Here is a 13,617-nt window from a genome sequence, read left to right on the forward strand (position 1 = left end):
AAGGCAGGGGCATCCGCTTTGGCGAAATGCCCGTGGCTTGGAGCCGCATCGGATAGGCGGCATTGGGACAGCCGGTTTTGCCGGAAAGACGTTGCCGGTTCGAGGAGGGCCCGAACCGACCTTTTCTGCGTCAGGTCGCTTCGAGCACCATGTTGAGTGGGGTCTGGGCAGCCCGCCGGACACGAGAGAACCCACCTGACCGGATCACCTCCGTCAGCCGGTTCTCTCCTGCTTGAGCGCCGAGCGCGAGGCCCATTTCCTGTGCCAGTGATGTGGGAACGCAGATCATCGTCGAGGCCGAGTAGTACAGCCGTCCGACCGGATTGATATTTTCCTCCAGAGTATCTCCCGCCATGGGTTCGACGATCATCCAGGTGCCGCCCTCTTTTAGCGATTTGCGAATATGCACCGCCGCGGCCTTTGGGTCGCCCATATCGTGCAGGCAGTCGAAGCAGGTGATCAGATCGAAGTCGCGCCCGCCAAAATCCTGGGCCCGGCCGACCTCGAAATTCAGGTTCGTCAGTCCATACGACCGGGCATGCGCGGTCGCGGCGGCAATCGAGGCCGGATGGAAGTCGTAACCTATGAAGCGGGAGGCGGGGAACGCCTGCGCCATCAGGATCGTTGACAGACCGTGCCCACATCCAACGTCGGCCACTGATGCCCCTGCCTTCAACGTGGCGACGACTCCGTCAAGCGCCGGTAGCCAGTCCTTCACCAGGGCATTGACATAACCCGGCCGAAACAGACGTGACACGGCGCAGAACAGACACCCTGCCTGATCGCCCCAGGCAACGCCTCGCCCGGTCTTGAAAGCCGATTCCACTTTTGGCTGGTTCTCGACCATAGCAGCCGCGGTATCGAACCCGCCAATCAGATGGACCGGGCTGTCGGGTTCGGCAAATACGAATGACTGCTCGGGCGTCAGCGAAAACCGTCCATGTTCATAGTGCACGTAGCCGGACGCCGCCTGCGCCGACAGCCATTCGCGAACGTAGCGACGCGCGCATCCTGCAGCATCGGCAAGTTCGTCGGCCTTCGCAGGGCCGATTTCCTTGAGCGTTTTGTAAAGACCCAGCGCATCTCCGATCCGAACCAACGGCACGCTGACCGCACCACCAAGGTCGCCCAAAACGCGGCCTACCAATTCATTGAGCTTGGTTTCATTGAGTTGCGTAATGTCGGGTTCCTCCTGATCTTCGGACGACGGCCTATCGCTCCGTCGATTCCGAGGATGAGACACCCTCGGATGATGGGCATGATGCAGCAGTCCCGTGGGGGAAGTGAAAGCGAACGCAAATAGGGACAGAAGTCCCTTGTTTGTGGTCTGCGAGGAACTCAATCGGGCTGGGGCGCTCGCTCTCTGTCGGACAGCGTCATCACGATTGCCTGCGATCGGCTGTGGACGCCGAGCTTGCTGAAAATCATCGACAGTTGATTGCGCACGGTCTTCACGCTCTTGCTCAAGCGCTTCGCGATCGCGCGGTTGTCCAGCCCCTGTTTGACCAGATCCAGAAGCGCCGCCTCGGCAGGTGTCAGGCCGGCCTCTCGGACTGCGCGCGGCTGCCTTGGCCGCTCATGTCCGAGGAAGGCATCGAGTTCATCCTGGAACACCTTCCAGGCTGGCTCGGTCGGCAGGAGAACGTGATTTTTGCTTTCAAGCGGCAGGAAGCGGGCTCCAGGGATCGCTGCGGCAAGCTTGCAGCCTTCATCGAATGGCACGCGCATGTCCCCGCGGCTGTGCGCTATCAACGTCGGGACGCGGAGTTTTACCGCGAGGTCGAGGACGTCGATCCCCTGCATCTGCCAGAGCAGGCGGGCGGCTACGTCGGCGCTTGCCGTCACGCGCTCAAGATCGCCCCACCAGCGATGCTGTTCTTGTGTCCCGTTGGGAATGAAAAGGTTGGTGAAGAAGTGGCAGAACGCAGGATTTTCGCGTCCCCAGCCAATGCGCACGAAATTGACGAGTGTTTCGGCTTCCAATCGCTCGGCCTCGGTCTGCGCTCGAACTCTCGCACCCTGGCCGTAGGCATTCAGCAGCACCAGATGCGACACCCGCTCAGGATGCCGCAGCGCATAGGCGATGCTGAGAGCGCCGCCTTGCGAAAGACCGAGCAGAACGAAACTTGGCTGCTCAATGGTCGCCGTCACGGCGTCCAGGTCTGCGTGCCACGCTTCGATCGAGAGGTCGGCGACATGGCGATCCGACAGACCGCAACCGCGTGGATCGTAGCGCACAAACTGGTTGTGGGCCGAAAGGGACTGGAGCCATGGCCGCCAAACCGGGCTTTCGAGATCATAATCGACATGGCTCAGCCAGTGCGCCGCCCGAACGATCACCTTGCCTTCCCCGCATGATGCGACAGCGATGCGGGTACCGTCCTCGGACGTGCAGAACCGTATGCTCTGGCTGAGTTTCATCACCACAGAATATCGCAGTGGGACGCCACGCGACAGACCGGTCTCCGCCGATGCAGAATCGGTTCCGTTTCAGAGAGACAATCCGGTGAAGGAGCGTCGTAACCGCCGCCCCTTCGCCTGATCAGAAGATGGAGTTGGTGATCGCCTTTACCGGTCCAAGCAGCACCGAACCGTCCGGCACGCCGGCGTCGATCGGGATCGCCTGTCGGTTGGCCGTCGCCACCATGGGTTGGCTGGCGTCGCTGGTCACGACGACCGGCGTCTTCGAGGGCACGCGATCATAGAGGTCGATAATGTCCTGGTTCATCAGACGCACGCAGCCTGACGATACCGACTTGCCGATCGACCGCCATTCAGGCGAGCCGTGCAGACGATAGAGCGTGTCGACATTGCCCTGGAACAGATAGAGCGCGCGTGCGCCGAGCGGGTTCTTCAGGCCGCCGGGCATGCCGCCATTGTCGGCGCTGTAAGGCTTCAATTCCGGCTGGCGGGCTATCATTTCGTCCGGCGGCGTCCACTTTGGCCATTTCTGCTTCCACTGAACGACGGCGTCGCCGGACCATTCGAAGCCGGCGCGGCCAAGGCCGACGCCGTAGCGTATCGCCTGACCGCCTGGACGAACCAGATAAAGGAAGTGGCCGGTGGTATCGACGACTATGGTTCCCGGCTTCTGTTCCGTCGGGTCGGGAACGATCTGACGCAGGAACTGCGGATCGATCTTGTCGACGGGGATGGCCGGCAAATCGAAGCCGCCGTCGCTGACTGCCGCGTACATCGTCACATAATCGGCCAGGGGCGGTTCGACATAGGCTGGCGGCGGCGGCTCGACCGGGCCCGGCCCGGTAGTGGCGCATGCGGAAACCGCGATCGAAGCGGCGCCCAGGGCCGCGGCGTTGAGAAAGCCGCGACGGCTCAGGCGAAAAGATTCGATTTCGGTTATGGACATGGTTGCCTTCTTTAAGTCTCAAATCGCAACAAAGCGTGAATTCGCCGACAGTTCCGCGGGGTGCCTGACAACACCTGGGGCGATAGGCGGTTCCGATTCTGGCCCGAACGTGGGCAAACAAAGGCGAAGCTGTGACCGAGCCGCTACTGTGGCGCCAGAGACACAGGTCTCCTAGCTGCCGGGCACAAGGGCTTCGAGCGACGGCAGGATAAGGGCCGGAGGGAAATCCTGGTATTCTTCGGGCTGGTTGGAACGGTTGATCCACACCGTGCGAAAGCCGAATTTGGTGGCGCCTGCAATGTCCCAGCGGTTGGAGGACTGGAAGGAAACCGCGCCGGGGTAGAGGCGCCAGCCGGTGGCGACCATATCGTAGACAGCCGGATCGGTCTTGAAGCGCCGCACCCTGTCGACGGAATAGATGTCATCCAGAACCTGGTCGAGCGCGGCGGATTTGACCGCTGCCTGCAGCATTTCGGGCGAGCCGTTGGACAGGATCGCCAACTTCGCTCCCGAAGCCTTGAGCGCCTTGAGCACGGCCGGCACTTCCGGATAGCAATCCAGCCGCCAGTAGGCATCCAGCAATATCGCCTTGAGACCGGGGTCGGCCGAGGGAATCTTGCGCAAGGCGAAATCGAGCGCCTGTTCGGTCAGTTGCCAGAAATCGGCATAGGCGCCCATCAGCGTGCGCACCCAGGAATATTCGAGCTGCTTGGCGCGCCAGATCTCCGACAACAATTGGCCGTCCGGCCCGATCCGGTCGGCATGACGGCGCACGGCGGCATGCACGTCGAACAGTGTGCCATAGGCGTCGAAGACATAGGCGGCGTATTGCATGACAACAGTTTTGAGGGCAGGTGCGACAAGGTGCAAGCTTTGATTGCATTGCGCCCCGGCACTGGCCTCAACAAAACTCCATGATGCCGGTTGACGGCGCCCGCCAAAGCATCTTCCAATGGCCGTCACACGAGACCGATTGAGGCGGGACGACAAGATGACACTGGCGGCTGCGGCGCAATCCGCGACATGGACTTTCGTCGATGGTGATTGGCACGAGGGCAACGTCGCCATTCTGGGGCCGCGCAGCCACGCCATGTGGCTCGGCACCAGCGTGTTCGACGGTGGCCGCTGGTTCGAAGGCGTGGCGCCGGATCTCGACCTGCATGCCGCCAGGGTGAATTCTTCGGCGATCGCACTCGGCCTGAAGCCGAACATGAGCGCCGACAAGATCGTCGGGCTGACATGGGATGGGTTGAAGAAGTTCGATGGCAAGACGGCGGTCTATATCAGGCCGATGTACTGGGCCGAGCATGGCGGCTATATGGGCGTGCCGGCCGATCCCGCCTCGACCCGCTTCTGCCTTTGCCTCTATGAATCACCGATGATTCCGGCGACTGGCTTTTCGGTGACCGTGTCGCCGTTCCGGCGTCCGACCATCGAAACCATGCCGACCAACGCCAAGGCCGGCTGCCTTTACCCCAACAACGGTCGAGCCATTCTCGAAGCCAAGATGCGCGGCTTCGACAACGCAATGGTGCTCGACATGCTGGGCAACGTCGCCGAGACCGGAACCTCGAACATCTTCCTGGTCAAGGACGGTCACGTCTTTACGCCTGCGCCGAACGGCACCTTCCTGTCCGGCATCACCCGCTCGCGCACGATAACGCTGCTCGGCGAATATGGCTTCAGGACCACGGAAAAGACGCTGTCGGTGCGAGATTTCCTCGAAGCGGACGAAATTTTTTCGACCGGGAACCATTCCAAGGTGGTGCCGGTCACGCGTATCGAGGATCGCAATCTGCAACCCGGGCCGGTGGCCAAAAAGGCGCGCGAACTCTATTGGGCTTGGGCGCATTCGACTTCCGCCGCTTGAGCGGATAAAAAGGCGACCGACGCTTCATCCGGAGTTGTCCCAATCCATTCCAGACCTATCTTACTCCGGTATCGACACCGGATTTTTCCACGAGGGAGTACTATCCATGGCCTTTGAATTGCCCGCTCTGCCTTACGACTATGAGGCCTTGCAGCCTTACATGTCGAAAGAGACGCTGGAATATCACCACGACAAGCACCACAAGGCGTATGTCGATAACGGAAACAAGCTCGCCGCCGAGGCCGGCTTGGGTGATCTGTCGGTCGAAGAGGTGGTCAAGCAGTCGTTCGGCAAGAATGCCGGCCTCTTCAACAATGCCGCCCAGCACTACAACCATATCCATTTCTGGAAGTGGATGAAGAAAGGCGGCGGCGGCAACAAGCTGCCGGGCGCCTTGCAGAAGGCAGTCGATAGCGATCTTGGTGGCTATGACAAGTTCAAGGCCGACTTCATTGCCGCCGGCACGACTCAGTTCGGTTCCGGCTGGGCCTGGGTCTCGGTCAAGGATGGCAAACTGGCGATCTCGAAGACGCCGAACGGCGAGAACCCGCTCGTTCATGGCGCGTCGCCGATCCTTGGCGTCGATGTCTGGGAGCACTCCTATTACATCGACTATCGCAACGCCCGGCCGAAATATCTCGAGGCGTTCGTCGATAGCCTGATCAACTGGGACCATGTCCTCGAATTGTACGAAAAGGCCTGATGCATGTCGCCCAAAAGTGCGCAGCGGTTTTGGGATAACGACATGCACGAAAACAAAGACTCAAACCGCGTCGTTCGAGTCCGCTTGAACACAGCGCGTTTGATGTCCTGATCGATCGTAGAGAAGCCCCGCGCGATGAACTGCTCCCCCCGAAGGTTGATGCCCAACTTTCGGGGGGCAGTTCATCGCGCGGGGCTTTTCTTTTTCTGCGTCGAGATTCCCGTAACAAAGGTCTGGCAAAAATCATCCGGGGGAAGGGAATTTTTCCCCTGTAGCATCCGTTAACGTCCTGTCCCGAAATGCCTTCATCATGGAGCCAATTGAATGAGAAAGCTTGTTATCGCCATCTCTATGCTCGCACTCGCGGCTTCGGCGGCCTTTGCCGACCCGATCCTCGATCGGCAGGCACTGATGAAGGAACGCGGAAAGATCGTCGGGGGCCTGTCGAAAGTGGTCAAGGGCGAGGAACCCTTTGATGCGGCGGCTGTGTTGACGCAACTCCAGGCGCTGCAGGCGAATGCCGACAAATTCGATGCCGATGCGCTGTTCCCGGCCGGCAGCGACACCGGCGACACCACGGCCTCGCCGAAAATCTGGGAAGACATGGCTGGCTTCAACGCAGCGGAGGACAAATATCTCGCCGACGTCAAGGCCGCGGTCGCTGCGGCTCCCGCCGATGCCGACGCGCTGAAGGCGCAAGTCGGCGCTATCGGCTCGGATTGCGGCACCTGCCATCAAGGCTACAGAATCAAGAAGGGCTGATCACCAGCCATGGCATGGCTGAAGAAACTTGTCGGCGCCGTCGTCATTCTGGGCGGCGTCGGCGCGGTTGCCGGGTGGGTCCTGTCGGCTCCGGTGAGGCTCGACAGGGAAACCCTGGCCAAGCTCGGTCCTGGCGACGCAGCCAGGGGCAAGCGCATCTTTTATGCCGGCGGTTGCACATCCTGCCATGCAAAGCCGGGCTCACAGGGCGACGCCCGGCTTCAACTCGTGGGTGGCCTCGAACTCAAGACGCCGTTCGGAACCTTCGTGCCGCCCAACATTTCGCAAGATCCCAAGGATGGCATCGGCGCATGGTCGGTCGAGGACCTCGCCAACGCCATGCTGAAGGGCGTGTCGCCGTCGGGCGAGCATTTTTATCCGGCGTTTCCCTATGCATCCTACGCGCGCATGAATCCGGCCGACATTGGCGATCTCTATGCCTTCTTGAAGACGTTGCCGGCCGTCGCCGGCAAGGCGCCGGGCAATTCGCTCGGTTTTCCCTTCAATATCCGCCGCGGCATCGGCCTGTGGAAATTGCTCTACCTCAGCGACCAGCCGGTTGTTGCCTTCCCCCAGGGCACGCCTGATCCGGTGATATCAGGCCGCTACCTGGTCGAGGGGCCAGGCCATTGCGGCGAATGCCACACGCCGCGCGATCTTGCCGGCGGCACGAAGAAGAACGAGTGGCTGGCGGGCGCCGTGGCCGCCGAAGGCAGCGGCGTCGTGCCAAACATCACGTCGGGCGAGGGCGGTCTAGGCAACTGGTCGGAGGCTGACATCGCCAACTATCTCGAAACCGGCTTCACGCCCGATTTCGATTCCGTCGGCGGCGCCATGGTAGACGTGCAGCGGAATATCGCCGAACTGACGCCGCAGGACCGTGCGGCCATCGCCGCCTATCTGAAGGCGATCCCGGCGCATCCAAACGGCTATCCGGCCCGCAAGAAGACGGCGAACTAGACCGAGTCTGCGGATGACAGGTGGCGGTCACCGAGAAAATCGAAGCCCGTTTCGAAGAAATGGTTGTAGTTGCATGTCAGCTCTTCGCCAGGCGCGATGTCGCGCAGCGCAAAGCTCTCCTCGGGTGAGGAGACGTCGCAGTTCGGCTCGTCGGCATGGTTCATATAGCGCGCGTCGTCGGCTTCGAAGACGATGTAGTTCGGATCGCGGCGGTCGGGATAGGAGTAGCGATCGAGATAGCTCTTCACCGGGCCGGCCGCGCGCTCATAAGTCTCGACCTTGATGAGCCGATCGAACCTTGGGTCCAGCTTCCAGATCAGAGTACCGCGAGGAATGTGGTTCTTGGCAAAGACGCCGATTCCCTGGATGGACGATTTGTCGAGATAGACGTCGACGAGCAGCATAATGAACCTTTACGCGATTGGAGGTTGTCAGGCCGGGAAAAGCCGCGCACTGGGTAGCGCGCGGTCATCGCAATTGCGAGTGAAAATGAGCAACGGAACTTCAAAAAGTCCTGATCACCCAGCCCTCCGGAAAGGGCGCGTCGATCATCGTCTGGAGTCAGCGTTGCTGCAGCGCCAGACGGACGCCCAAAGCGCAGTAGATGCCGCCGACAACTTTGCCCTGCCATCGTAACACTGACGGATTTCGGCGCAGGAACGTGCCGAGCCGGCCAGCGCTCACGGCAAAGACGACCGTGCTGAAAAGGCCCAGTACGACGAAGATGACCCCCAACGCGGCCATCTGAAGCATCACCGTTCCGTTTTCAGGCCGCATGAACTGAGGCAGGAAGGCGAGGAAGAACAGAGCGGTTTTGGGGTTTAGCACTTCGGTCAGGACAGCCTGTCGAAACGCCTTGCCGGCAGAGATCGCAAGCGCGCCGGCAGCCGGATTGGCCGGTGTTTTCTCCATGATCGCGCGAATGCCGAGATAGATCAGGTAGGCCGCGCCGATGTACTTTATGACGCTGAACAGCGTCGCCGACGCGGCGATGATCGCCGATATGCCGATCATCGCCATGACGGTGTGAAAGACATCGCAGGCAGCGATCCCGGCGCCCGTCGCGATGCCGACCTTGGTTGCGGAACTCGTTGCCGGGCGATCGTCAGCAGGGTGGCGGGGCCTGGAATGAAGACGAAGCCGAAAACGACCGCGATGTAAGCGATCAGGGTGGTGAGGTCGATCATTTGTTGGTTGCTCCCGTAGGCTGCGCCTTGCCCATCACTTTCAGCGCGAAGGAATAGGTGTAGGCGATCTCTTCCAGCCGCGAAAACCGGCCGGAAGCGCCGGCATGGCCGGAATCCATGTTGATCTTGAACAGAACCGGATTGTCCCCGCTCTTGCGGTCGCGCAGCCGGGCCACCCATTTGGCCGGTTCCCAATAGGTGACGCGCGGATCGGTGAGACCGGCCAGCGCCAGGATCGGCGGATAGTCGTGATCAGCGACATTGTCATAGGGCGAGTAGGCGGCAATGGTCCGGTAGTCGTCAGCGGACGCGATCGGGTTGCCCCATTCGGGCCATTCCGGCGGCGTCAGCGGCAGGGTCGCATCGAGCATGGTGGTGAGGACATCGACGAAGGGAACCTCGGCGACGATGCCGCCAAAACAATCCGGCGCCATGTTGGCGACGGCACCCATCAGCATGCCGCCGGCCGAACCGCCCTGCGCGACGATGCGGTCATGCGCCGTGTAACGCTCCGTGACCAGATGGCGCGCGACGGCGATGAAATCGGTGAACGTGTTCATCTTGTTCTCCCGCTTGCCGTCATCGTACCAGCCATAGCCCTTGTCCTTGCCGCCGCGAACGTGAGCGATGGCGAAGACAAAGCCACGGTCGACCAGCGAGAACCAGTTGGTGTTGAAGGCTGCCGGCACGGTGATGCCATAGGAGCCGTAGCCGTAAAGCAGGCAAGGCGCGGATCCGTCCAGCGGCGTGTCGCGATGATGCAAAAGCGAGATCGGCACCAGTTCGCCGTCGCTGGCCGGCGCCATCAGGCGCCGCGTGACATAGTGGTCCGCATCATGGCCGGACGGCACTTCCTGGGTCTTCAGCAGGACCCGCTCGCGGGTGCGCATATTGTAATCGAACACCTGCGCCGGCGTCGTCATCGACGAGTAGGAAAAGCGCATGATCTCGGTGTCGTATTCATAGGAACCCGACAGGCCGAGCGAGAAGGCCTCCTCGTCGAGGGACAAAAGATGCTCCTCGCCGCTGATCCGGTCGCGCACCACAATGCGCGGCAGGCCTTCCTTGCGTTCGAGCCGGACCATGTGGTCCCTGAAGCCGATCACCGACAGGATCAGCCGGCCGGGCTCGTGCGGCACCAGTTCCTGCCAGTTGGCGCGCACGGGATCGCTCTCCGGCGCCGTCATGATCTTGAAGTCTTTGGCGCCGTCGGCATTGGTCAGGATGAAGAAGATGTCGCCGCCTTCTTCCAACTCGTACTGAAGGCCAACCTCGCGTGGTGATACCAGTTTCGGTTCGGCAAACGGATCGTCGGCGCGCATCAGGCGGTATTCCGAGGTCTCGTGATCGTTGATGCCGATCATGATCCACTCGCTGTTGCGGGTGCCGTCGACATTCATGAAGAAGCCGGGATCGGTTTCCTCATAGATCAGCCGGTCGCTTTGCGGGCTGTCGCCAAGCGCATGGAACAGCACCTTGGACGGGCGGTGGTTGGGATCGAGACGTGTATAGAAGAAGCCGTCATTGCCAGCGTTCCAGACACCTGAGCCGCCGGTGTCGGGGATCTGGTCCTCAAGCTCCCTGCCGTCGGCAAGGTCACGCACGCGAAGCGTGTAGAATTCGGAGCCCTTGTCGTCGAACGCCCACAGCAGCTTGGCGTGGTCGGCCGAATGGTCGACGCCGCCGAGACGGAAATAGGCCTTGCCCGCGGCCTCCGCGTCGCCATCGAGCAGGATATGCTCGGCACCGCCGTCTCGCGGCATGCGGAAATAGCGCGGCTGCTCGCCACCAAGCTTGAAGGACGAGCCATAGGCATAGGGTCCGTCCTTCATCGGCACGGAAGAATCGTCTTCCTTGATACGGCCCTTCATCTCCTTGAAAAGCTGCTTCTGCAGTTCGACCGTGTCGGCCATCAGCTTCGACTGGTACGCGTTCTCCGCCTCGAGTTCTACGCGGATTCCTGCATCGAGCAATGACGGGTCGCGGAACATCTCCTGCCAGTTGCCGGCCCGCAGCCAGGCATAGTCGTCGGTTCGCGTGATGCCGTGATGCGTGTCGGAAACCGGCCGCTTCTCGGGCGTAGGCGGGCTGACGATCGGAAATATGGATGTCTTGGTCATTGCTTCTCGCTTTGCCAGTATCTTGAATGGGCCAGTACCTTGAATGGACCATCTCAAATGGAGAAATATCTTGAACGGCGAATGAACACGCCGCTCAGGGCAGGTTCAAGAGCCACAGCGTATGGGTTGTGTCGGCTCCAGGAGATGAGCCGGGAGGAGAGATGACGACTATTTGGTCTCGGACTGCTGCGGCTTTCGCCGTTGCTTCGCTAACTCTGGCCTTTGCCGGCCAGTCTCATGCGACCGTATTTGCGGCTTGGCAAGTGGCCAATGTGCCGTTCGGCGACACGCTCAATGTACGCAAATACCCTTCGGGCACATCCCAGAAGCAGGCGGGATATCCGAACGGGACCGTTCTGCAGATGACCGGGCGATGCACCGGCGGAATAAACCTGCTCGACATCGCCAACCAGCCGGCATGGAAGCAGGAACAGAAGATTCGCTATCGCTGGTGCGAAGTCTGGCATGATCCGGCCCAGAACGGCAATTTCATCACCGGCTGGGCCTATGGCAAATACATCACCCCGCATTGATTGACGCGGCAGCAATCAGCCGATCGGTTGGATGACAGGCATGCATGATTGCTTGCGTATGACCACGGCAACCTACGGTTTTGTGGATAAATGTGAACAACCAATATTGCTCGGGCGATAGCCAAGCAAGATCAAACATTAAAACCCGTTTCGTGAGTCGCCACGAATGTAACGGCGATCTGACGTTACGTCAGCCGCCGCCGGCGGGAGCGCGAAATATCGATAAATTACACAATGCACGAAAGATTGAAGCTGATCGTGGAATAATTGATCAATATCGTTCAATATAGCGTAAGGGCCGAATTGACTTACTTGGTCTGCGCGCTCATTGATGTGCCCGCGACACGAATCGTAGAAACTCTACCTGCACAAAATTCGTGCGATGCCCTGCTTGTAAAAAAGGGCGCAGATCGATGTAACTCTTGTTGGGGCCCGAAGACCATGGATATTGTCGAAACACCTTCCAGAAACAGCGATGCGCTGATCGAATTGACCGCCGATGTGGTGGCCGCCTATGTCAGCAACAATCCCGTGCCGGTCGGCGAATTGCCGAACCTGATATCCGATGTCCATGCTGCGCTCGGGCGTGTGGGCGGAACCGCCGAACAGCCGCCTGCCGACAAGCAGAAGCCGGCGGTCAACCCGAAGCGGTCGGTTCATGACGACTACATCGTCTGCCTTGAAGACGGCAAGAAGTTCAAGTCGCTGAAGCGTCATTTGATGACCCACTATGACCTGACACCGGATCAGTATCGCGAAAAGTGGAACCTTGACCCGACCTATCCGATGGTTGCACCCAACTATGCGGCTGCCCGGTCACAGCTTGCCAAGAAGATGGGCCTCGGCCGCAAGCGCAAAGCGCGGTAATCGCTGCCAGAGCAATTCCAGCGCATAGAGCTTTCCCTTGGGAATTGCGTTAAAATAAGCCAGATCGGATCGACATCAACGGCGCCTTCGGGCGCCGTTTGATTTTTGCGCGCCGCGACGCGCGGATCGGGTATGGAGGTGTCAGGCGGTCTGCTTGAGCGCTGCCTCGGCGTCGCGCTTGATGCGCTTGACCATCGAGCGAAGGCCGTTGGCGCGCTGCGGCGACAGATGTTCGTCGAGGCCGAGTTCTTTCAATGTCGCTTCCGCATCGGTCTGCTGGATTTCGCTGGCGGTCCTGCCGGAAAACAGCGCCAGCATGATCGCAACCAGTCCACGCACGATGTGAGCGTCCGAATCGCCGGTGAAGGTGATGACTGGGTCGGCTCCAGCCCCGCGTTCGGTGGTCAGCCAGACCTGGCTCACGCATCCCGGCACCTTGTTGGCGGCGCTGCGCTGCTCGTCGGGAAATGGCGGCAGCGCCTCGCCGAGTTCGATGACATAGCGATAGCGGTCTTCCCATTCCTCGAGGAACGAAAAATCGTCGCGGATCGTCTGGATCGTGGTGGTCATGGCCCGGATATAGTCACGCGGCGGCGCCGCGTCACGGAAAAAACAAGGACACCGCGGGCGTCGAGAGGGCAGACAGCCCGCGGTGCGCCGTCGAAGCGGCTTAATTCTGAGGCGGCAGGTTGACGGTCTCGGGCAAGACGATTTCTTCGGGCAGGCTGCCGGTCATCGTCGACGTGTCGGGGCCGGCGGCGGACTTGTCGTCCATTATCGCTGCCGCGATCTTGGCGGTCTCCTTGGCGCGGGCGGTAATGGTGTGCATTGCCGATTTGCCGGTCTCGCAGACATCGGGCTTGCGTTCGCAAATGCCGGCGATATCGCCAACCGCTTCGCGTGCCGCAAACAAGGCCTGGATCGGCCCGACGCTTTCGCGGCCCGATTCATCGGGGCCCACAGTCAGCGGCAGCGCCAGCAGCACCAGCGAAAACCAGAAAGCCATTCTTATGAGGAAGACCATGTCCTTGCCCTCTCGTCGTGACTGGATCATGCATCCATATGGCATGACCTCTTTTGTAGGCAGGATCTTGGCACACAGGCGCAAAGGACCGCTTGCGGGCAAAGAGAGAATTTTCCTCAAATTTTAGGCAAATTCGAAACGAAGCGTTCTGCAATCGATTTGTCTCAATTGCCAGTGATTTTCCTTAACAACAAATAACCATATATCCCCATGATTTTCCTGTG

Annotated in this window: 14 protein-coding genes and 1 pseudogene; 6 read left to right on the forward strand and 9 right to left on the reverse strand. The window is 60.4% G+C overall.

Annotated elements, in window-relative coordinates; translation table 11 throughout:
• Nucleotides 1–130: 130 nt before the first annotated feature.
• The 4 genes from EOA13_RS11215 to EOA13_RS11230 form a co-directional block, all read right to left on the reverse strand.
• Nucleotides 131–1,180, reverse strand: coding sequence for a class I SAM-dependent methyltransferase (locus EOA13_RS11215; protein WP_127292687.1), 1,050 nt, complete (start codon nt 1,178–1,180; stop codon nt 131–133).
• 158 nt (nt 1,181–1,338) lie between these two features.
• Nucleotides 1,339–2,421 (reverse strand): alpha/beta fold hydrolase, encoded by a 1,083-nt coding sequence (locus tag EOA13_RS11220; protein WP_127292495.1) that lies wholly within the window; start codon nt 2,419–2,421, stop codon nt 1,339–1,341.
• 121 nt (nt 2,422–2,542) lie between these two features.
• Nucleotides 2,543–3,367, reverse strand: coding sequence for a L,D-transpeptidase (locus EOA13_RS11225; RefSeq protein ID WP_127292497.1), 825 nt, complete (start codon nt 3,365–3,367; stop codon nt 2,543–2,545).
• Nucleotides 3,368–3,538: 171 nt separating this feature from the next.
• Complete coding sequence (locus EOA13_RS11230; protein ID WP_127292500.1) at nt 3,539–4,201, reverse strand: haloacid dehalogenase type II; 663 nt, start codon at nt 4,199–4,201, stop codon at nt 3,539–3,541.
• A gap of 157 nt (nt 4,202–4,358) precedes the next feature.
• Between EOA13_RS11230 and EOA13_RS11235 the strand changes: the two genes are divergently transcribed.
• The 4 genes from EOA13_RS11235 to EOA13_RS11250 all read left to right on the forward strand — a co-directional run bounded on the left by EOA13_RS11235 (nt 4,359) and on the right by EOA13_RS11250 (nt 7,662).
• Nucleotides 4,359–5,237 (forward strand): branched-chain amino acid aminotransferase, encoded by an 879-nt coding sequence (locus tag EOA13_RS11235; protein ID WP_127292503.1) that lies wholly within the window; start codon nt 4,359–4,361, stop codon nt 5,235–5,237.
• Nucleotides 5,238–5,343: 106 nt separating this feature from the next.
• A complete protein-coding gene (locus tag EOA13_RS11240; RefSeq protein WP_023812781.1) occupies nt 5,344–5,940 on the forward strand; it encodes a superoxide dismutase in 597 nt (198 codons plus the stop codon).
• A gap of 324 nt (nt 5,941–6,264) precedes the next feature.
• Nucleotides 6,265–6,702 carry a cytochrome c gene (locus EOA13_RS11245; protein ID WP_127292506.1) on the forward strand — a complete coding sequence of 146 codons (438 nt, stop codon included), beginning with the start codon at nt 6,265–6,267 and terminating at the stop codon, nt 6,700–6,702.
• A gap of 9 nt (nt 6,703–6,711) precedes the next feature.
• Entirely contained in the window at nt 6,712–7,662 is a 951-nt protein-coding gene (locus EOA13_RS11250) for a cytochrome c (RefSeq protein ID WP_127292508.1), read from the forward strand.
• Here EOA13_RS11250 and EOA13_RS11255 read toward each other — a convergent pair.
• The 3 genes and pseudogenes from EOA13_RS11255 to EOA13_RS11265 all read right to left on the reverse strand — a co-directional run bounded on the left by EOA13_RS11255 (nt 7,659) and on the right by EOA13_RS11265 (nt 10,969).
• Nucleotides 7,659–8,066, reverse strand: coding sequence for an SET domain-containing protein-lysine N-methyltransferase (locus EOA13_RS11255; protein ID WP_127292511.1), 408 nt, complete (start codon nt 8,064–8,066; stop codon nt 7,659–7,661). The genes EOA13_RS11250 and EOA13_RS11255 overlap by 4 nt on opposite strands.
• Nucleotides 8,067–8,223: 157 nt before the next feature.
• A pseudogene (locus tag EOA13_RS11260) lies at nt 8,224–8,849 on the reverse strand (LysE family translocator).
• Nucleotides 8,846–10,969, reverse strand: coding sequence for a S9 family peptidase (locus EOA13_RS11265; protein WP_127292514.1), 2,124 nt, complete (start codon nt 10,967–10,969; stop codon nt 8,846–8,848). The pseudogene EOA13_RS11260 and the gene EOA13_RS11265 overlap by 4 nt, the downstream one beginning before the upstream one ends.
• 161 nt (nt 10,970–11,130) lie before the next feature.
• Here EOA13_RS11265 and EOA13_RS11270 point away from each other — a divergent pair, with 161 nt between their 5' ends.
• Both EOA13_RS11270 and EOA13_RS11275 read left to right on the forward strand, forming a co-directional pair.
• On the forward strand, nt 11,131–11,502 hold the full coding sequence (locus EOA13_RS11270) for an SH3 domain-containing protein (RefSeq protein ID WP_127292516.1): 372 nt from the start codon (nt 11,131–11,133) through the stop codon (nt 11,500–11,502).
• A gap of 441 nt (nt 11,503–11,943) precedes the next feature.
• Nucleotides 11,944–12,369: a MucR family transcriptional regulator gene (locus EOA13_RS11275; RefSeq protein ID WP_013532660.1), complete on the forward strand. Its 426-nt coding sequence runs from the start codon at nt 11,944–11,946 to the stop codon at nt 12,367–12,369.
• A 141-nt stretch (nt 12,370–12,510) separates the two neighbouring features.
• On the opposite strand, the gene EOA13_RS11280 is transcribed toward EOA13_RS11275, so the two are convergent.
• Nucleotides 12,511–12,939, reverse strand: a complete 429-nt coding sequence (locus EOA13_RS11280; RefSeq protein WP_127292519.1) for a SufE family protein — start codon at nt 12,937–12,939, stop codon at nt 12,511–12,513.
• A 100-nt stretch (nt 12,940–13,039) separates the two neighbouring features.
• A complete protein-coding gene (locus EOA13_RS11285; RefSeq protein ID WP_127292690.1) occupies nt 13,040–13,393 on the reverse strand; it encodes a DUF5330 domain-containing protein in 354 nt (117 codons plus the stop codon).
• Nucleotides 13,394–13,617 lie beyond the last annotated feature (224 nt).

It is taken from the genome of Mesorhizobium sp. M7A.F.Ca.US.011.01.1.1, from assembly GCF_003998295.1.
GTDB lineage: Bacteria > Pseudomonadota > Alphaproteobacteria > Rhizobiales > Rhizobiaceae > Mesorhizobium.